The sequence below is a fragment of the Brevibacillus sp. BC25 genome (assembly GCF_000282075.1).
Classification (GTDB): domain Bacteria; phylum Bacillota; class Bacilli; order Brevibacillales; family Brevibacillaceae; genus Brevibacillus.
In genome coordinates this window covers 26,472-46,064 of the sequence record NZ_AKIX01000074.1, presented here as the reverse complement: position 1 = coordinate 46,064, position 19,593 = coordinate 26,472, and the positions used below count along the sequence as shown (strand labels likewise).

The window sequence follows — 19,593 nt, the reverse complement described above, 5'->3', positions numbered from 1 at the left end:
CACCCGCGATGTAAATTCGCAGGTGCGTCTTGTGCTTTCAAAAGCAGATCAATGGAACAAGGGAGATAGCCAGGCTACCCAGTAGGCGGCGGGAATGAGCAGGAATTGAGCCAGAATCGTTCCGATAAAACGAGAGATCATCAGCCACAGGTACATGTCGCGAATCGATTGCTGCGTGGTTTTTCCTTGCATTGCTTTTTCTGTCAAAAGGGCAATTTGCGGGTCTACCAGAATCGTCATGAAAATCGTGGCAAAACCGTTGATTAATCCAGAAGACATCAGAACGGTTGCTTTGTAATCCGGGGCTAGTAATGTCGCGTACAACACGGACAGCACGCTGCTTGTGTAGATTGCTGTCCCCAATGCATTTAATAACAGTAATCGTTTGGGAACGCCTTTGATTCGAAACCGAGAGATGGCTTGCCAGCTAGGAATCCGGACATGATGGTGGACACGGCGGATGGTTTCGACAGTAACTGCCGTGCGAATCATTTGCGGAATCGAGCCCGCTAGCTCCAAGTGCGAGATCATTCGTTTCGATATTTGGACAAAAGTGGGAAACAGTACGATAGCCGCCAAGGTTCCGAGCGAGGACGCTGCAATAATCACGTGCAAATACGTGCTAGGATCAAAGTGTTCGATTGCAGCTTGATCCATCAATCCCCCAGTGAAGGGTCCTTGAATCAGGTTGGAAGTACGGGAGAGGAGCAATACAATCCCGACCAGAGACATCGCTACAGCGATCCTGCCCGTTTGTACCCCTGCAAAACGGATTCCGTAGGTAAGTGTCTCTGTCGTATGGATAATAAAAGTTAACAAGCAAATCAGCCACAGAGCATCCATAGTAAGTATCTGGCTCCTTGTGTGTAGGGGAAATTAGTTTTTCCCATTATACTCGAAATGAGGCCTATGGGAAATTTTAAGCAGAGGTTCAGCAAAAAAGGTGAAGGAGTTTCCTGATTTTAGGCGAACCCATAATAATTAAGAAAACGCATTCGTCAGGGGGGAATCAGAATGTTCGACAAACAAGATAAAAAGGTACTGGTTGTGGATGACCAGTATGGGATTCGCATTTTACTGTATGAGGTGCTGGGAAAAGAAGGGTACAAGACCTTTCAGGCAGCAAACGGGAAAATGGCATTGGAAATCGTGGAAAAAGAATCGCCAGATTTGGTTATCCTCGACATGAAGATCCCTGGGATGGATGGTATTGAGATCTTGAAACACATCAAGAAGATCAATCAGGAAATCAAAGTCATTATGATGACAGCTTACGGAGAGCTGGATATGATCAAAGAAGCAACACAACTGGGAGCATTGACTCATTTTACAAAGCCATTTGATATCGATGAACTACGAATGGCGGTACATCAGCAATTAGCTTGTTAAGAACTGACTGCTAAGGTCAGGGTACAAGCGTCCCTGTTAACAAATGCTTGTCTGTGGTATAATAAGCCACATGACTGAAGTCTGCTAGAGGAGGATTTACAAAATGCCACTGGTACCTATGACCGCTTTTACCGAAGACGTCAAAAAGCATAAATACGCCGTCGGACAATTTAACCTGAACAATCTGGAGTTTACTCAAGCGATTACGGAAGCCGCGATGGAAGAAAAGTCGCCTGTGATCTTTGGTGTTTCTGAGGGTGCACTGAAATATATGGGGATCGATTATACAGTAGCGATTGCAAAAGTGGCTGCTGAACGCGCAGGAGTTCCTGTTGCTTTGCATCTTGACCATGGTAGCAATTTCGACATGGTAATGAAGTGCATTCGCGCTGGGTTCTCTTCTGTTATGTTTGATGGTTCCCATCATTCGTTTGAAGATAACCTCCGCCTGACCAAACAGGTTGTAGAGGCTGCTCACGCTGTAGGCGTATCGGTAGAAGGTGAACTCGGTACCATCGGCGGGGTGGAAGACGACTTGTCTGTTGACGAGGAAGATGCTACTCTGGCAAATCCTGAGGAAGCAATCCGCTTCTGGGAAGAAACAAAAGTAGACTACGTAGCGATTGCTGTAGGTACAGCACACGGTATGTACAAAGGAGTTCCGAAAATCCGCTACGACATCATCGAAAAAGTAGCGAGCAACATTGGAGCGCCGATCGTTCTTCACGGTGGTTCCGGCGTACCAGACGAAGCGATCATCGAATCCATCCGTTTGGGCGTAGGAAAAATCAATGTAAATACAGAAAGCCAAGTCGCATGCACGGAAACAGTTCGCAAAGTGCTGGCTGCCAAGCCGAATGAGATCGACCCACGCAAATACCTGACCCCTGCTCGCGATGCGATCAAGGAAGTAGTAAAAGGAAAAATGCGCTTGTTCGGAAGTAGCAACCGCGCGTAACTGGGAGGATAATCATGCGTTTTTTGATTGATACAGCAAACGTTGAAGAAATCCGCGAGATTCACGAATGGGGAGTTGTAGCGGGCGTAACGACAAATCCGTCCCTGGTTGCCAAAGAAGGACGCGATTTTGTAGAAACTCTGAAAGAAATCCTCGATATTGTTGACGGTCCGATCAGTGCCGAAGTCATCAGTACAGATGCAAAAGGAATGATCGAAGAGGGAGAAAAGCTCGCTGCTCTCTCGAAAAACATCGTCATCAAGCTGCCGATGACCGCAGAAGGTTTGAAGGCAACCAAGTATTTTGCTAAACGCAAAATCAGAACAAACGTAACACTGGTGTTCTCCGCGAACCAAGCACTTTTGGCTGCGCGCGCAGGTGCGAGCTTCGTGTCTCCGTTCTTGGGACGCCTGGATGATATTGGTCAAGATGGCATGCAATTGATCGAAGATATTGCAGAAATCTTTTCTGTTCACGGTATCGACACCGAGATCATTGCGGCATCTGTGCGCCACCCTGTTCACGTAACGGAGGCAGCACGCCGTGGTTCTCACTTCGCTACCATTCCAGCGAAAGTATTCAAACAACTGATTGCCCATCCACTAACAGACAGTGGCTTGGAGAAATTCCTCGCTGACTGGGCAAGCATGCAAAAATAAGGACACGTGTTGAAAGTCCAAGCACCTTTTCCATTGGGGAAGGTGCTTCTTTCCCGATTACGCCTGAGGAGAGCAAAGCATGGATAAGCTGATCATCAACGGTGGAAAACCGCTCGCGGGGACGGTGACCATCAGCGGAGCAAAAAACAGCGCAGTCGCACTCATCCCAGCAGCGTTGCTGGCAGATGGACCCGTTGTTATTGAGAATCTCCCCCGTATTCAGGATGTAGGTATTTATCACGAGCTCTTGCAGGAAATGGGAGCTGACGTGCTGTTCGAAGAAGATTGGATGGAAATCGACGGACGTAGTATGAGGCTGATGCTCATGCCAAATGGTCGCATCAAAAAGCTTCGTGCCTCGTACTATTTGTGGGGAGCCTTGCTCGCCAAGTTCGGTGAAGCGCAGGTTGGCTTGCCAGGTGGCTGTGATTTGGGCCCGCGTCCAGTAGATTTGCATATCAAAGGCTTTGAGGCGATGGGCGCCGAGGTGGAGAACAAAAACGGCGTCATGACCATCCGTGCCCAAAATGGACGTTTGCAGGGTGCGCGAATTTATCTCGATTTGGTCAGTGTTGGTGCGACCATTAACATCATGCTGGCTGCTGCCAAAGCAGACGGTGTGACAATTATTGAAAACGCTGCCCGTGAGCCTGAGATCGTCGATGTAGCGACTTTGCTCAACAACATGGGAGCAAACATCAAAGGTGCCGGAACAGACATGATCCGCATTAAAGGCGTAGAACGCTTGCGCGGATGCCGTCATACGATTATCCCCGATCGAATCGAAGCGGGGACGTACATGATTGCGGCAGCGGCTACGAACGGCAATGTGATGGTGGAGAATGTTATTCCGAAGCATTTGGAGTCTGTAACGGCCAAGTTGCGCGAAATCGGTGCGCAAGTGGTAGAGCAGGATGACAGTATTCAAGTCATCGGACATGATTCTTATCGATCAATCGATGTGAAAACAAGTCCGTATCCGGGCTTTCCAACGGATCTCCAGCAGCCGATCACGACCTTGTTGACTCTTGCCAAAGGCTCAAGCATCGTGACGGACAATATTTACAGCTCGCGTTTTCGACATGTAGATGAACTGCGCCGTATGGGAGCTTCCTTGAAGATTGAAGGAAGATCCGCTGTCATCGAAGGCGGAAGCAAACTGAATGGTGCCAAAGTGGTAGCTTCAGATTTGCGTGCGGGAGCAGCTTTGTTCATTGCTGGCTTGGCAACGAACGGCACGACAGAATTAGAAGGACTCGAACATATAGATCGTGGCTACGAAAACTTGGTGGGCAAGCTGCAAGCCTTGGGGGCCGATATTACTCGGGTAGGCCTGCAAAGCATGGAAAACCACCAGCGTTAACCAATCACCAGGAGAGGAGTCTTCCAGAATGGAACGCAGTTTAACACTTGAACTGGTACGTGTGACTGAAGCAGCTGCTTTGGCTTCTGCCAGTTGGATGGGTCTCGGAAAAAAAGATGAGGCTGACGATGCGGCAACGACCGCAATGCGCAATGAATTTATGAAAGTACCGATGGATGGCATCGTAGTTATTGGTGAGGGCGAAATGGACGAAGCCCCCATGCTGTACATTGGTGAGCGTTTGGGCCAGGGAGTGGCTCCGGCAGTCGATGTGGCTGTTGATCCTTTGGAGGGAACAAACATCCTCGCAAAAGGTACGTGGGGAGCGATTTCGGTCATTGCCATTGCAGACCGTGGAAATTTATTGCATGCTCCTGACATGTATATGGAGAAAATGGCAGTAGGGCCTAAAGCAGTCGGCAAAGTCGATATCAACGCACCGGTTCGTGACAACCTGAAAGCAGTAGCGCAGGCACAGGGGAAAGATATCAGCGATTTAGTCGCTATTGTGCTTGACCGTGATCGTCACTCTAAGGTGATCCACGAAATTCGTGAGGCAGGCGCGCGTATTCGCCTCATCTCAGACGGAGACGTAGCGGCTGCGATCAATACCGCTTTCCCGGATACAGGTGTAGACATTTTGTTCGGTTCTGGAGGAGCTCCTGAAGGTGTTCTGGCAGCTGTTGCCTTGAAATGCCTCGGGGGAGAAATTCAGGGCAAGCTTTTGCCACAAAATGAAGAAGAGATTAAACGCTGTGTCAAAATGGGATTGACGAACCCTCATCAAGTGCTGTTCATGGATGATTTGGTGAAAGGTGATGACGCCATTTTTGCAGCGACGGGTGTAACAGATGGCGAGTTGCTCAAAGGGGTTCGCTTCCAAGGAACTCGTGCGACGACCAATTCCGTTGTTATGCGTGCAAAAACCGGAACGGTACGTTTCATTGAAGGGAACCACCGCTTAGAACGCAATCCGAGTAACGGTTTGTAAGAAAACAATTTTCGCATTTATATGTTGAGCTAGGTTTTTCAAGAGTAAATAAAGAGTGGTGGATGTATGTTACTTTCTGAACTAGAAGAAAAGAAGCTGACTGACCTCTATAAGCTGGCCAAGGAATACCATATTCCGTACTACTCCCAGCTGAAGAAGAAGGAATTGATTTTCGCGATTCTTCGGGCACGTGCGGAGCGGGATGGTCTCATGTTTATGGAGGGGGTTCTCGAAATATTGCCGGAGGGATACGGCTTCCTCCGCCCCATTAACTATCTCCCCAGCTCGGAAGATATCTACATCTCCCAGTCGCAGATTCGCCGTTTTGATCTGCGAATGGGGGATGTGGTATCAGGAAAAGCAAGACCACCGAAGGAGAATGAACGTTATTTTGGACTCCTTCAAGTAGAGGCAGTGAACGGAGAAGACCCTGAGATAGCTGCAGAGCGTCTGCATTTCCCCGCATTGACACCGTTGTATCCTCAAACCAAGCTTGTACTGGAGACAGCTCCTGCACGTGTTTCCACTCGCCTGATGGATCTTCTCTCTCCTGTTGGACTGGGTCAGCGTGGATTGATTGTGGCTCCGCCAAAAGCGGGGAAAACCATGCTGATCAAAGAGATTGCCAACAGCATTACTGAAAGCCGGCCGGATATCCACTTGTTTGTCTTGCTCATTGATGAGCGTCCGGAAGAGGTGACAGATATGCAGCGATCTGTCAAAGGAGAGGTAGTTGCCTCGACTTTTGACGAGTTGCCTGAGAATCACATCAAAGTTGCTGAGCTTGTCTTGGAGCGTGCGAAGCGACTGGTTGAGCACAAAAAAGACGTGGTGATCCTGCTGGATTCCATTACGCGTCTCGCGCGTGCCTACAACTTGGTTATTCCTCCAAGTGGTCGAACGTTGTCCGGTGGTATTGATCCGGCAGCCTTCCATCGTCCGAAGCGCTTTTTTGGTTCAGCACGGAACATTGAAGAAGGTGGCAGCTTGACCATTTTGGCTACGGCTTTGGTTGAGACTGGCTCCCGTATGGACGATGTGATCTATGAGGAGTTCAAAGGAACCGGAAACATGGAGCTTCATTTGGATCGCAAGCTGGCGGAGCGCAGAATTTTCCCGGCGATCGATATCCGCCGTTCGGGTACGCGCCGCGAAGAGCTTCTGCTCACCAAAGAAGAGCTGGATAAGCTGTGGATGATCCGGAAAAACATGAATGAAACAAATGAGTTTGTAGACTCCTTTATTAAAAAGTTGGCAGATACAAAAACAAACGAAGAATTTTTGCAAACCCTTGAATCTAAGCAACAGGGCAGAGGGAAAGCAGCTAGCACGACGGTGAGTTCATGATGACTCACCGTCATTTTTTTTGTGGCGTTGGCATACCGTTAGGAAGGGAGCTGGAAAAGAAGGAGGAGATGCTTCGTGGAGTACGTGCAAGTTATCGCTCCGGTAGAGTCACAGATGGAAGCGAAAAAAGCAGTCGTGGAGCAGGCGCTATTTCAAGCGTTTAATCCCTATGCCAGTCTCGCTTCACCTGCACCAGTAACGAAAGGAAATTCAGTGGTGTACGCTGTTCGGCAAGGAGATACGCTATCCGGTATTGCCCAGCGCTACGGTCTTTCTTTAAAAAATTTGGTGGAGGCTAATAGCCTTACGAATCCCCATCTGTTAAGTGTGGGCATGAAGCTAATCATCAAGCGTGATGAAGTCGGACATATGGTGAAACGCGGAGAAACATTGGATTACATAGCAAGGCGATACGGTGTGAGTCGGGAATCGTTAATCGAACGAAATCCGCTACTAAAATGGCTGTCGGACAACCTGTATGTAGGACAGGTCGTGTATATTCCCATAGCTAAAGGCAATCCGATGTTGGGCAATGATCCTCAGCAGAAGCGAAGTGCCGTTCAAGCGTCAAGTCGACAAGTTATTACAAGGATTCGCGGCAGTCTAAGTTGGCCTGTCAGAGAAGCAACGCTTACAAGCGGATTTGGAGCGCGTTGGGGAAAAGAACACAAGGGTGTAGATTTGTGGAATGAACAGGAATCAAAAACCCCAATCTTGGCAGCGAGGGCAGGAGTTGTTGTGGAGGCAGGCGCCAACCGATCAGGGTATGGGCGGATGGTCGTGATTGATCACGGAGATGGCTTGCAAACCTTTTATGCCCATATGCGTCTGTTGCTCGTGTCACCTGGTCAAACCGTAGATGCGGGTGAGATATTGGGATACATGGGGCAAACGGGTAACTCTACGGGCTACCATTTGCACTTTGAAGTGCGCCAGGATGATGTGCCGATCAATCCACTTCCCTATCTTGGCAGGTAACCCTATACAATTTACATTGCTTTTTCAATGCGATACAATGGGCAAAGCAAAGAAGCGAGGCGATTTTCCCATGTATTTAGTTTACGCAGATGAAAAAGGCAATGTATACGACCACCCAGGTCTTTTTGCAGTGGCTCGTAACGGAGATATATTGACAGAAATTCTGGAAGAAGAACTGATCCCGCTCCCGGAAGGATCGACGTTGGTCAGTTTGCCAGACACCGAGCCGATTGGAATGGACCCTGAGACAGGTGAAATGGTCAAGTTGGATGGCTGTACAGCAGTAGGTGCACTTGTGCCACAAGGAATTACAAGGCTATTGCTGCCAGGCTACGTGAAAACGAACAAGGAAAGCAAGCTGCCATTGTTTGGCTATTCCGCAGTCGTTTGGAAGGATAACCGTTTCTGGGTAACGGGTCGGGCTAGTGACGATATCTACAAATGGGACCCGTTGAATTTCCCGATGGATGAACTGCGCCAGCGAGTGGCAAAGACGTTGGAGACGTTTCCGCAAAACCGCATTTTGAACCACTTGTCCCACTGTGCGTTGGAGTACGAATGCTTGACGGCCTCCAATAACTTTTTCAACCGCTGGGAAGGCAGCTTGCCTGTTTCCTATACCTGTAATGCCGGTTGCTACGGCTGTATTTCCGAGCAACCAGATGATAGTGGATTCCCTTCTCCACAGACGCGGATGAATTTCAAGCCGACAGAGGACGAGCTGGTGGAAGTCATGCTGCACCACCTGAAGACGCCGGAGAGTATCATCAGCTTCGGACAGGGGTGTGAGGGTGAACCTTCTACGATGGCTTCCATTATTGTTCCTGCTATGCGTCGTGTACGGGAAACGACAGATATGGGCTTTATCAACATCAATACGAATGCGGGCTTGACGGATCACATCAAAGGCATTGTCGATGCCGGCCTTGATCTGATGCGCGTGAGTATCATCAGTGCGATTGACGAACACTATAATGCCTACTACCGCCCGCGCAACTACACGTTGGAAAATGTAGCGCGTTCTGCTGAGTACGCTGCATCCAAGGGTGTGTATACATCGATTAACTACTTGTGCTTCCCTGGCGTGTTTGACCGCGAAGAGGAAATGGAAGCGATGATCGAGTTCATCCGTAGAACAGGCATTAAGCTGATTCAGCTGCGGAATCTGAATATCGATCCAGAGAGCTACTTGGCAATGATTCCAAAGGCACAAGGCGAAGTATTCGGCATGAAGCAAGCCATCGAAATTTATCAGCAGGAGCTGCCAGATGTGGTGATCGGTTCGTTTACACACATTCCTCCAGATCAACTCCAGCGTAGGAAAAACATGGCGTAATCGGCCAACCAGTTGCATTTCGGCAGTGATTCATGCTACTATCTGATATGTGTTTATATAACTCTGTTTCGGCAAACGATTCAGGGCGGAAAGAGGTGTAGAAGAGATGAAACAAAACATTCATCCTAAGTACAACGTAGTAACCGTTAGCTGCGCATGTGGTAACGAATTTGAATCCGGTTCCGTGAAACAAGTGCTGAAAGTGGAGATCTGCTCCAACTGCCATCCTTTCTTCACAGGAAAACAAAAATTCGTTGATGCTGGCGGCCGTGTAGACCGTTTCAAACGCAAATACAATCTGTAATAATCAGAATGTATGGGAACAACCAGGTAGAGCAATCTGCCTGGTTTTGTCTTTTTCTGGCACTGATTTTTTCGGGAGGACAAAACGATGACTGCCATAGTCTGGTTCCGTCGGGATCTGCGCTTGCACGACCATGCTGCTCTGCACGCAGCCATGCTCGCAGGCGATCCGATTATTCCTGTTTATATAGTGGAGGATTCGCTTTGTCGTTCTGCGGCTGTAGGAGATAAGCGACTGTATGCGCATTTTGCCGCGATAGCTGCACTCGGCGACGCTTTGGCTCAACTGGGAGGACGCCTCTTGATCCGCCACGGCAACCCACAGCAAGTGCTCTGTCAATTAGCGCAAGAGACGGGCGCAGATAAGTTGCTTTTCAATCGGGATTATGCGCCAGAAGCTCGCAAGCGAGACGAGCTCGTGTCAGAAGTGTTGAGTAGTCAGGGTGTGGTTGTACATACATGCAAGGATCTGATTTTGCATGAGCCCGGGGAAATTATGACGAAGCAGCGGACACCGTATGCCGTTTTTACACCTTATCGCCGCGTTTGGCAGACGCTCCCAAAAGACCGACCGTTCCCTCAGCCGACAAGATGGAATCTATTTGATCGGTTGAAGGAGTTGGCGAGTGAGCCAGTTCCTACTGTGGAGGCGTTTGGACGAAAACGACCGATCGGTACCGAGTGGGAAATGGAGCAGTTCGGTGAGCGAGCGGCACAGAAACGATTGCAGCAATTTTTAAATGGTGACATTTATACGTATAAAGAAAAACGTGACATGCCAGGGGTGAACGCGACCTCCCGGCTGTCATTTGCCCTAAACACAGGTACTCTGTCTATACGGACGGTGTATCATAGTGTACAGGAAGTGCTTGCTCGAGCGCGGGGTGAGCAGGTTACTTCGATCGAAGCTTTTCTTACGGAACTCATTTGGAGAGAATTTTATCAGCAGGTGCTTTATTTCCATCCACACACGACTGACCATGCCTACCTTCCGCAATTTGAAACGGTTGCTTGGGAAAACAGGAAGGACCTATTTACTCGTTGGTGTCATGGGGAGACGGGCTACCCGATTGTCGACGCAGCCATGAAGCAGTTGAATGAGACGGGATGGATGCACAATCGGCTGCGGATGATTACTGCCTCTTTTTTGACAAAGGATTTGCTTGTTGATTGGCGTTGGGGAATGGCCTATTTCGCACAGCAGTTGGTCGATTTCGATGAAGCAGCAAACATCGGGGGCTGGCAGTGGAGTGCTTCGACTGGTACCGATGCGCAACCGTATTTTCGGATTTTTAATCCTGTTACACAGGGGGAAAAGTTTGATCCAGACGGCGCTTTCGTCAAAAAATATCTTCCCGTTTTGCGTGAAGTACCTCTACAATATATTCATAAACCGTGGGACATGCCGGAGCAAATCCAAGAGCAAGCTGGCTGTAAGATTGGCTTCGACTACCCGATTCCTTGTGTGGACCATGCACAAAGAAGAAAGCTGGCCATGGCCTTGTTTCAGGAGGCAAAAGACCGCCATGCAAAGACTGAGTAACAACTTATAGGCAAAGGGAGATAGAGACGTGGCACAACTATATTTTCGGTATGGAGCGATGAACGCTTCCAAATCCATTCAATTATTGACCGTTGCCCACAACTACGAGCAATCGGGGAAAAAAGTAGTAGTGTTTACTCCGGCAGTTGATGATCGCTATGGCGTGGGAAAAGTTGCTTCGCGTGTGGGGATTAGCAGGGAAGCAATTCCGATTAGCGAAGAGACTGATCTGTATCAAATCGTAGAGGCAGAGTCAGTCAAGCCGCATTGCGTGCTGGTTGACGAGGCTCAGTTCATCAGCCGCCACCATGTGGATCAGCTCGTCAGGATCGTAGACAAGCTGGGCATCCCTGTTATCGTCTATGGCTTGTTGAAAAACTTCAAGAATGAACTCTTCCCTGGCAGTGCCGCCCTGTTGTGCGAGGCTGACAAGGTCGAAGAGATTAAAACCGTTTGTGTTTATTGCAATAAAAAGGCGACGCATATTCTCAAGTTCAAAAATGGACAACCCGTCTACTCTGGGGAGACGATTGAAATTGCTGGAAATGATACGTACAGCAGTGTCTGTCGCAAGCATTACTATACGCCTCCAGTTGCCGAATAAAGAAAGCATAAGCCACCCCCTATTTGTCCCGTGCATGAGCCCAAGAGGCGATGCGCAGACTAAGCAAAACAGGAGGTGGCTTTTTCATGCGGACACAGCCTATTTGGCGAAGCTCGTTGGTCATTCTGGGCTTGATGGCACTCACTTCTGCCCTCACCGTCGGCTGCGGAGGAAATACAGCTAAGCAACAGGGCTATAGTACGGATATGAGGAATACGCAGCACAATATGAAGGTCAGAGGGGATCAAAGCGGCAATACGCTGCAAGGCCGTACTCCTGTTGCTGCAGATCGAGACCCGCTAATGGGGCGCAATCAAAATCCGAATATGGTTACCGGTCAAACGAATGTGCGCAATACGCCAGTCGAAGTAACCAATATGGAGAGGATGGCCATGTCGGTGAAAGGTGTAGAAAATGCTCGCATCACACTCAGCGATGCCAATGCATATGTTACTCTTGACCTTGTGCATAACATCACTGCGAATCAAGCGCGTACCATCGAGCAGCAGGTCATTTCACTTCTTCGGGAAAGAATTCCAAACTACGATTTTCACTTAACCTCGCATGACGGTTACCATCGCTGACAGTGAGCAGGACGTATGTAGCAAGGCTCGGCATAGCCGGGCCTGTTTGGCATCGGTAAAACATTTCCAGTAATAATGCACTTTGACTTCTTACGCCTTTCCTCCTATAATTTATCTGTTATAACCGTTTTTATGGTAGATAGCATTTTATCGCAATTCATATCTAACATACATGCTACCAAGGCTTCGCCTGCGCCAAAAGGCTATTATTCTTTGCGATGGGGTGAAATAAAAATGTTTACACGCTTATCTGCAGTCGAAGAGCGTTTTGAAGAAGTAACGAATCTCCTATGTGACCCCGACGTCATTAGTGATACAAAACGCTTGCGTGAACTGTCTAAGGAACAATCTTCGTTGGAAGAGACGGTAACGACATACCGTGAATATAAATCAGTGGTGAGTCAAATCGACGACGCGAAAGCGATGCTGGAAGAGAAACTGGATGACGAGATGCGTGAAATGGTCAAGCTCGAACTCAGTGAATTGTCAGCACGCAAGGAACAACTGGAAGATCGCTTGAAGATCCTCTTGCTTCCAAAAGACCCGAACGATGAGAAAAACGTGATTGTGGAAATCCGCGGTGCTGCGGGCGGCGATGAAGCTGCATTGTTTGCAGCGGTGCTTTTCCGGATGTACACGCGTTTTGCGGAGCGGAACGCTTTTAAAATTGAAGTGTTGGAGGCAAGCCCAACCGATATCGGCGGATACAAGGAAATTGTCTTCTCGCTGTCTGGCCGCGGTGCTTACAGCAAAATGAAATTCGAAAGTGGCGCGCATCGTGTGCAACGTATCCCGGCTACTGAGTCCGGTGGACGCATCCATACTTCTACTGCGACTGTACTGGTTCTGCCAGAAGCAGAAGACGTAGAAGTGGAAGTACACGAAAAAGATATCCGCATCGATACGTTCTGCTCCAGTGGTGCGGGCGGTCAGAGCGTTAACACGACCAAGTCAGCGGTTCGCGTAACGCATATTCCTACAGGGATCATGGTTTCTTGTCAGGACGAGAAATCCCAGCATTCCAACAAAGACAAAGCGCTGCGTGTATTACGCGCACGTCTGTTTGATTTCTACATGCAACAACAAAATGCGGAAGCAGATGCTACGCGCAAAAGCTTGGTAGGTACTGGTGACCGAAGCGAGCGCATCCGCACGTATAACTATCCACAAAGCCGAGTGACCGACCACCGCATCGGTCTGACCCTGCACCGACTGGAATCGGTATTGGAAGGCGAAATGGATGAAGTGATCGACAACCTGATCATGCATGAACAAACGGAGCTTTTGAAAAGCCATGCACACTCAGCTTGATTGGTCTGATGTCACGACGATTCGAGAAGCCCTATTACGGGCTTCTTCCTTTTTGCGGGAAAAAGGGACAAAGGATCCTTTGTTCGAAGCGGAGCTAATGATTCGTCATTGTCTCGACTGGGATCGAACGCGCTTTTTAATGGCGATGACGGATTCAATCGATCCAGAAACATTGGTGAAGCTGGACGGACTGTGCGTGCGCAGGGCGAATAACGAGCCATTGCAATACATGTTTGGCGAACAGGAGTTTTACGGGCGTCCTTTTAAGGTGCGACCAGGTGTGCTGATCCCAAGACCAGAAACGGAAATACTGGTAGAGCAAGTGATGGCTGCTGCTGCAAAGCTATGGCCTGAACGGGAAGAGCAATCCGTGGTGGATATCGGCACAGGGAGCGGAGCCATCTGCATTACGCTCGCTTTAGAAAAACCGCAATGGCGCGTGACTACGGTGGACCTGTCTCCTGAGGCAACGGCAATCGCTAGGGAAAATGCTAGTCGTCTCGGTGCAGATGTCCGCTTTCTACAAGGGGATTTGGTGCAGCCGCTTTTGGAAGCAGGCGAAAAGGTAGACATTCTCGTGTCCAATCCACCATATATCCCGAGTCGCGATGTCGAGGAGCTGGACGATGAAGTGCGCGTACATGAACCTCGCTTGGCTTTGGATGGCGGCGAAGATGGACTGGATTGCTATCGTCGACTGTGTGAGGCGCTGCCGAATCTATTGAAAGAAAGAGCGGTCGTAGCGTTTGAGGTAGGCATTTATCAGGCTGGGGATGTAGCAGAATTGATGAAAGCATCCGGTGTCATGGATGAGGTAGAGATTGTTCCAGATTTGGCGGGGATCGAGCGAGTTGTTATCGGAGTGAGACGATAGCGCTGACTCGTCTCGCCTTTTTTATATAGGGAATGAATGTTTGAAATCGTGTGAATCCGTCCATACTGATTGCTAAAGAGAGAAGATCAGTATAGAGGGAGACGGATAACGATGAAACGGATGTTGTTTATGGCATTTAGCCTGTTTATGCTTATGATGAGCTGGGAGGGGCAGCTTACTTCGGCCAATGTGTTGGATAATGGGCCGATCCCTCAGGAATCCGTTCGCTTGCGCATTATTGCGAACAGCGATTCTGTCCAAGATCAATGGTTAAAGCGCGAAGTCAGAGATGCGATTATCGCTCAAATGAATACGTGGGCGGACGATATCAAGACTTTGGAGGAAGCAGAGCAAGTCATTCAATCCGAATTGCCTGTCCTTCAACAAGTTGTAGACAAGACGATCAAGGAACGCGGTTTTTCGTACAAAGCTGTAGTGGATTTTGGTGAAGTCCCTTTTCCGACGAAGCTGTATGGCTCCTATGTGTATCCTGCGGGTAATTACCGAGCAGTCCGTGTACAAATTGGAGAGGCAAAAGGTCAAAACTGGTGGTGTGTCTTGTTCCCGCCCCTCTGCTTTATTGACATGTCCAATGGCGACGCTGTACAAGCCGAGCCAACTCCAGAGCCTGAAGAATCTGAGCAAACGACAGTAGCTGTATCCGAGGAAGAGGAAGAGGAAGACTACGATCGATTTGATAGAAAGCAAGTAGCGGTCGTACCCCTAGAAGAGAACGAAGTAGGGCTAAATTCCGAATCAAATAAAGTGGACGCTGAGCAAACAGAAGTAGAGGTAGACGAGTCCGAAGAGGTAGAAAAAGTAGAAGGAGTAACTGCCTCTGCTCCTGAAGTAGAAGTGCGATTTTACTTATGGGAAAAAATCGAGAGCTGGCTCTCTTAAGCTGGACATAAAAAACGACACCCGCCATACGTGCAGGTGTCGTTTTGAATTGCTACGATTACTTTTTGAACAAAGCCTCACGAATCTCAGGCTTCAACAGACCTTGGTAACGATGTGCAGGGATCGCGAACTCTGGCATTCCTGCTGCATAAGCGGCAATTTCGTATTGACCAAAATGAATGACCAGGTTGCCGTCTTTAAAGGAGAAGCCTTGATCCTCTCTGATGCTTTCGAATGCATCGTAAGGGTTAAAGCCATCCGCCTCGGTCTCTGCTTTGATTTGTTGTGAAATGATTTGATTGAGAATGGTACGGTAGTCGTAGCCAGACTGGAACAGGTCAGCCAGCTTCAGCTCTTTTGCCTTGGCCTGATTATCGATGGAGTAATACGTAACATCCGTCATGCCATGTGCTCCGCCCGTATAAATGTATGTTTGTACGGAAAAAGAAACGAGTTTGCCAGCATTGTGTACCTCATAGGAGATGTCGAGTGCGTGAGGGCGGGGCTCCCAGCCGTGTTTTTTCGCTTCTGCCGCATCTTCTTTGCCGGCTTTTTGTCCTTCCGTCAAGCCTGTCTGTGCTTCTTTCAGCAGAGTAGCGTTCAGTTTTGCTTCAAAAGCTTTATCCTTCATCCCGCTAATCACTGGGATGGATACTTTACCTTGAAATTCTTTCGTATCGACCGTAATGGTTTTTGGTGTGAACACGACACCGTTAGCTTGTGGCTTTGGCGCTTGTACAGCAGGCTTTGTGGAGGTTGCAGGTGAAGCAGGTGCTGCAAATACTGGAGCAGCGACGGCTGTTAACAAGACAGCAGTGCCAAGCAAGCTGGAAGCTAAGGATTTAAAAGATGACATTTCATTCACGGTCCTTTCGATAAAGGGAAAGTTATTGTTTTGTTTTCGTGTTCATTCTACTACAAGGCAAAGACGGATGAAGTTAAAAAAAGGTAACAATGTTCTCTTTTCCACGCTGTTCAGAAAAGTTATTCACAAGTTACCCACAGCCTGTTGAAAACTTTTTGGTGCACATCTATACTTAAGGCACTCCTTACAAAGAAACGAGCTAGAGAAAGGATTTTTTAACGATGGAAATGAATTTTGTGACAAAAGTCTGGTCTGTGGATAACGATGTGGAAAATCAGCATAGTTGTGCACAGATTGTGGATGCGGCCCGTTTTCTTCGAGAAGGGGCAGTTGTCGCGTTTCCCACAGAGACGGTTTACGGCTTGGGAGCGAATGCATTATTAGATGAAGCGGTGGGAAAAATATTTACAGCAAAAGGCAGACCCAGCGATAATCCGCTGATTGTACATATTGGGGCGTGGGACCAGTTGTCCACAGTAGCAAGTGAGGTTCCGGAGAAAGGGAAAAAGCTGATGGAGGCGTTTTGGCCAGGACCGTTGACGGTGATTTTGCCAAAAACGGATCAGGTAGCTTCGCTGGTAACGGCAGGATTGGATTCGGTCGGGGTTCGTATGCCTGATCATCCGATTGCCTTGGCTTTGATCAAGGAAGCGGGGGTACCGATCGCAGCTCCGAGCGCCAATCGCTCTGGACGTCCGAGTCCAACGACAGCGGCGCATGTATTGGCTGATTTGGATGGACGCGTAGCAGGTGTAGTCGATGGTGGGGCAACAGGTGTTGGGGTAGAGTCTACTGTTATTGATGTGACGCAGGACCCGCCCATGATTCTGCGCCCAGGCGGCATCACACGAGAGCAAATGGAACCAGTGATTGGCTACGTGGAGCTCGATCCATCTTTTCAAGTGGGAGCAGCCGAGGCACCGCGCTCTCCAGGGATGAAATATACGCATTACGCTCCTGAAGGGGAAATGTGGTTAGTATCAGGAGAGAGTGAAAAAGTTCGGGCGAAAATGGAAGACATTCTGCAACAGGCGAAGCAACACGGTCAAAAAACGGGTGTGTTGGCAACGGAAGAAACAGCTCCTTTTTGGCAAAGTCACGCCGCGGCAGATGTCGTTCTAGTGGTCGGATCACAAGCGGATCTGGAAGTGGTTGCCCAACAGCTTTATGCTGTGCTGCGAGAATTCGACGATCAAGAAGTGCAGTATATTGTCGGTGAGACTTTCCCGCGAAACGGGTTGGGTATGGCTGTAATGAATCGCTTGGAAAAGGCTGCTGGAGGCCGTGTCTTGTCCGTGTAAACCTGTCCTAAACTCCCCCTTGTCCGCATAAGGTGAAGAGACGGGAGGGGAGCTGCTTGGACCAGGTGTTATTCCAATGGGGGCAATTTTTGACGTTGCTCATTATTGCTTTCGCCTTAAGTATGGATGCCTTTTCGTTAGGAATTGGCGTAGGGATGGTCGGGATTCGGTTACGAGAGATTATCAAAGTAAGTATCACCATCGGACTGTTTCACATTATGATGCCGATCATCGGGATTGTCGTTGGAGCGTACTTGTCCGATTTGGTTGGAGATATAGCCGTGTTTATTGGCGGCGGTGTCCTGATGATCATCGGCTTGCATATGCTATGGAATGGCTTCGTTCAAGGGGATCAAAAAAGTGTATTGAAGACAAAAGGGTTCGGACTGATGCTCTTCGCATTAAGTGTCAGCCTGGATGCTTTCACCGTCGGTTTCTCGTTCGGCTTGATCGAGGTCAATAGAATTTTGGCCATCTCCCTTTTTGGAATAATGGGTGCCACCATGTCCTACTTCGGTTTATTGTTAGGCAGGAGTGTGGGAGGGTGGCTTGGGGATTATAGCGAATTAGTAGGTGGACTTATTTTGTTTGGTTTTGGGTTAAAATTTATAATATAACCGGACTGATTAATAGGAGAGGAGGAACGATACGTGAAACGGATACTTTTCGTCTGTACAGGAAATACGTGCCGAAGCCCAATGGCAGAAGCGTTGTTCCGTTCGAAGACAGACGGGCAGGGACTTGAGATACGCTCAGCTGGCGTGGCGGCATTTGCCGGTCAGGATGCCTCCTTGCACGCCAAACAAGTATTAGATGAACGAGGAATTGCCCACGATCATAAGTCCAGCAAGGTAGACGAAGGGTTGATTGAATGGTCTGATGTCATTTTGACGATGACACACGGTCACAAGCGCGCGATCTTGACGTATTTCCCCTCAGCGGCTGAAAAGGTGCATACCCTGCAGGAGTTCGTTGGGGTTGAAGGCTTTAGTGATATTGCTGATCCGTATGGGGGATCACTGATGGATTATCGTAGGTGTGCCGAAGAAATCGATGAGTCACTGGAGAGGCTCTCCATGATGCTCAAGGACCCAGGTCTTCGTAAATCAGTGGATGAATAGGGTGCTGGTGTATAGCCAGGGCCTTGTTTTTTGTGATAGTACGAACAATTTTTTAGTGATTTGATAAAAATGTTCACTTTTTACTTATTGTTTTTTGATGTATACTAGACGAAGATTATGAGACAAGCGAGGGATGACAGATGAAAGTAGCACTTGCTGCTGATCACGGTGGATACAAGCTAAAAGAGGAGATCAAGACTCTGCTGGCCTCCATGAACATCCAGACGGAAGACTTCGGCTGCACCTGCGAGGAATCGGTTGATTATCCCGATTATGCTTTGCCGGTAGCGGAAAAGGTGGCAGCGGGGGAGTTTGATCGAGGCATTCTCGTTTGCGGAACAGGTATTGGTATGTCGATCGCAGCCAACAAGGTTCCAGGCATCCGTTGTGCACTTGTGCATGATACGTTTTCTGCACGCGCTACCCGTGAGCATAACAACACCAATGTGTTGGCGATGGGTGAGCGGGTCATTGGACCGGGTCTTGCGCTTGATATCGTGAAAATTTGGTTGGAAACAGAGTTTCAAGGTGGTCGCCACGAGCGCCGTGTGGAAAAGATTTCCCAAATTGAAGCGAAGCATGCGGGAGTGAAGTAAGTGGATTTATCCGCTATCGAAAAACAAATCAGTGACATTGTCGAAGAAGTAGCCGATATGGCAGAGTTGAAAGCTGGACAACTCATGGTGATTGGGTGCAGTACCAGCGAGGTGCTCGGGGAGCATATCGGTAAAGCTGGCAGCCAAGACGTAGCGAAAGCTCTGTATCCTGGGATTCAATCTGTTGTAGAGAAGCGCGGCTTTGCTGTTGCCTTTCAATGTTGTGAACATTTGAACAGGGCTCTGGTCGTCGAGCGTGAGGTTGCATTGCGATACGGACTGGAAGAAGTCTCGGTTGTTCCCGTTCCGACTGCTGGTGGCTCTATGGCTGCGCATGCATTTACACAGTTCACGGATGCAGTCGTTGTGGAGCATATTCTCGCGCACGCAGGCATTGATATCGGCCATACGCTTATCGGCATGCATCTGAAGCATGTGGCAGTACCGGTGCGTCCGACACAGCGTCTCGTTGGACAAGCACATGTTACGGCAGCGCGTACGCGCCCCAAGCTAATTGGCGGACCGCGTGCCGTGTATGAGAAGACACCACTGAATGAAAGCTGCACGTAA

General features: G+C 48.8%; 22 protein-coding genes. 20 read left to right on the top strand and 2 right to left on the bottom strand.

The annotated features are described in order from the left end of the window. Positions 1 to 48 precede the first annotated feature (48 nt). Entirely contained in the window at positions 49 to 843 is a 795-nt protein-coding gene (locus PMI05_RS19780) for a lipid II flippase Amj family protein (protein ID WP_007725538.1), read from the bottom strand. 171 nt (positions 844 to 1,014) lie between these two features. Here PMI05_RS19780 and PMI05_RS19775 point away from each other — a divergent pair, with 171 nt between their 5' ends. From PMI05_RS19775 to spoIIR, 15 genes are all read left to right on the top strand, one after another. Continuing rightward, on the top strand, positions 1,015 to 1,389 hold the full coding sequence (locus PMI05_RS19775) for a response regulator (RefSeq protein ID WP_007725537.1): 375 nt from the start codon (positions 1,015 to 1,017) through the stop codon (positions 1,387 to 1,389). A gap of 103 nt (positions 1,390 to 1,492) precedes the next feature. Beyond that, on the top strand, positions 1,493 to 2,347 hold the full coding sequence (gene fba, locus PMI05_RS19770; RefSeq protein ID WP_007725536.1) for a class II fructose-1,6-bisphosphate aldolase: 855 nt from the start codon (positions 1,493 to 1,495) through the stop codon (positions 2,345 to 2,347). A 14-nt stretch (positions 2,348 to 2,361) separates the two neighbouring features. After that, positions 2,362 to 3,006: a fructose-6-phosphate aldolase gene (gene fsa, locus PMI05_RS19765; protein WP_007725535.1), complete on the top strand. Its 645-nt coding sequence runs from the start codon at positions 2,362 to 2,364 to the stop codon at positions 3,004 to 3,006. Between the two features lie 79 nt (positions 3,007 to 3,085). After that, positions 3,086 to 4,369: a UDP-N-acetylglucosamine 1-carboxyvinyltransferase gene (locus tag PMI05_RS19760; RefSeq protein WP_007725534.1), complete on the top strand. Its 1,284-nt coding sequence runs from the start codon at positions 3,086 to 3,088 to the stop codon at positions 4,367 to 4,369. A 28-nt stretch (positions 4,370 to 4,397) separates the two neighbouring features. Continuing rightward, positions 4,398 to 5,360: a class II fructose-bisphosphatase gene (gene glpX, locus PMI05_RS19755; protein WP_007725532.1), complete on the top strand. Its 963-nt coding sequence runs from the start codon at positions 4,398 to 4,400 to the stop codon at positions 5,358 to 5,360. Positions 5,361 to 5,426: 66 nt separating this feature from the next. Then, positions 5,427 to 6,707, top strand: coding sequence for a transcription termination factor Rho (rho, locus tag PMI05_RS19750; protein ID WP_007725530.1), 1,281 nt, complete (start codon positions 5,427 to 5,429; stop codon positions 6,705 to 6,707). 75 nt (positions 6,708 to 6,782) lie between these two features. Then, on the top strand, positions 6,783 to 7,685 hold the full coding sequence (locus PMI05_RS19745; RefSeq protein WP_007725528.1) for a M23 family metallopeptidase: 903 nt from the start codon (positions 6,783 to 6,785) through the stop codon (positions 7,683 to 7,685). Between the two features lie 70 nt (positions 7,686 to 7,755). After that, entirely contained in the window at positions 7,756 to 9,021 is a 1,266-nt protein-coding gene (locus PMI05_RS19740) for a radical SAM protein (protein WP_007725526.1), read from the top strand. 106 nt (positions 9,022 to 9,127) lie between these two features. Beyond that, positions 9,128 to 9,325, top strand: coding sequence for a 50S ribosomal protein L31 (gene rpmE / locus PMI05_RS19735; protein ID WP_007725524.1), 198 nt, complete (start codon positions 9,128 to 9,130; stop codon positions 9,323 to 9,325). An 87-nt stretch (positions 9,326 to 9,412) separates the two neighbouring features. Next, complete coding sequence (locus tag PMI05_RS19730; RefSeq protein ID WP_007725518.1) at positions 9,413 to 10,867, top strand: deoxyribodipyrimidine photo-lyase; 1,455 nt, start codon at positions 9,413 to 9,415, stop codon at positions 10,865 to 10,867. Between the two features lie 28 nt (positions 10,868 to 10,895). After that, positions 10,896 to 11,471: a thymidine kinase gene (locus PMI05_RS19725; RefSeq protein WP_007725515.1), complete on the top strand. Its 576-nt coding sequence runs from the start codon at positions 10,896 to 10,898 to the stop codon at positions 11,469 to 11,471. Between the two features lie 86 nt (positions 11,472 to 11,557). Further along, positions 11,558 to 12,055 (top strand): hypothetical protein, encoded by a 498-nt coding sequence (locus PMI05_RS19720; RefSeq protein WP_007725512.1) that lies wholly within the window; start codon positions 11,558 to 11,560, stop codon positions 12,053 to 12,055. Between the two features lie 234 nt (positions 12,056 to 12,289). Then, entirely contained in the window at positions 12,290 to 13,366 is a 1,077-nt protein-coding gene (gene prfA / locus PMI05_RS19715; RefSeq protein ID WP_039961046.1) for a peptide chain release factor 1, read from the top strand. Beyond that, positions 13,350 to 14,240 carry a peptide chain release factor N(5)-glutamine methyltransferase gene (prmC, locus tag PMI05_RS19710; protein ID WP_007725508.1) on the top strand — a complete coding sequence of 297 codons (891 nt, stop codon included), beginning with the start codon at positions 13,350 to 13,352 and terminating at the stop codon, positions 14,238 to 14,240. Before prfA ends, prmC begins: the two co-directional genes overlap by 17 nt. 111 nt (positions 14,241 to 14,351) lie before the next feature. Continuing rightward, the gene (gene spoIIR, locus PMI05_RS19705) at positions 14,352 to 15,140 is read left to right on the top strand and encodes a stage II sporulation protein R (RefSeq protein WP_007725507.1); all 789 of its coding nucleotides are present in this window, start codon (positions 14,352 to 14,354) and stop codon (positions 15,138 to 15,140) included. 58 nt (positions 15,141 to 15,198) lie between these two features. On the opposite strand, the gene PMI05_RS19700 is transcribed toward spoIIR, so the two are convergent. Then, positions 15,199 to 15,996, bottom strand: a complete 798-nt coding sequence (locus PMI05_RS19700) for a DUF3298 and DUF4163 domain-containing protein (RefSeq protein WP_007725506.1) — start codon at positions 15,994 to 15,996, stop codon at positions 15,199 to 15,201. Between the two features lie 230 nt (positions 15,997 to 16,226). Between PMI05_RS19700 and PMI05_RS19695 the strand changes: the two genes are divergently transcribed. The 5 genes from PMI05_RS19695 to PMI05_RS19675 all read left to right on the top strand — a co-directional run bounded on the left by PMI05_RS19695 (position 16,227) and on the right by PMI05_RS19675 (position 19,593). Next, positions 16,227 to 17,306 (top strand): L-threonylcarbamoyladenylate synthase, encoded by a 1,080-nt coding sequence (locus tag PMI05_RS19695; RefSeq protein ID WP_007725505.1) that lies wholly within the window; start codon positions 16,227 to 16,229, stop codon positions 17,304 to 17,306. A 56-nt stretch (positions 17,307 to 17,362) separates the two neighbouring features. Then, positions 17,363 to 17,923 carry a manganese efflux pump MntP family protein gene (locus tag PMI05_RS19690; RefSeq protein WP_007725504.1) on the top strand — a complete coding sequence of 187 codons (561 nt, stop codon included), beginning with the start codon at positions 17,363 to 17,365 and terminating at the stop codon, positions 17,921 to 17,923. Between the two features lie 33 nt (positions 17,924 to 17,956). After that, positions 17,957 to 18,427, top strand: a complete 471-nt coding sequence (locus PMI05_RS19685; protein WP_007725503.1) for a low molecular weight protein arginine phosphatase — start codon at positions 17,957 to 17,959, stop codon at positions 18,425 to 18,427. A 140-nt stretch (positions 18,428 to 18,567) separates the two neighbouring features. Then, positions 18,568 to 19,023 (top strand): ribose 5-phosphate isomerase B, encoded by a 456-nt coding sequence (gene rpiB / locus PMI05_RS19680; RefSeq protein ID WP_007725502.1) that lies wholly within the window; start codon positions 18,568 to 18,570, stop codon positions 19,021 to 19,023. After that, positions 19,024 to 19,593: a TIGR01440 family protein gene (locus PMI05_RS19675; RefSeq protein ID WP_007725500.1), complete on the top strand. Its 570-nt coding sequence runs from the start codon at positions 19,024 to 19,026 to the stop codon at positions 19,591 to 19,593.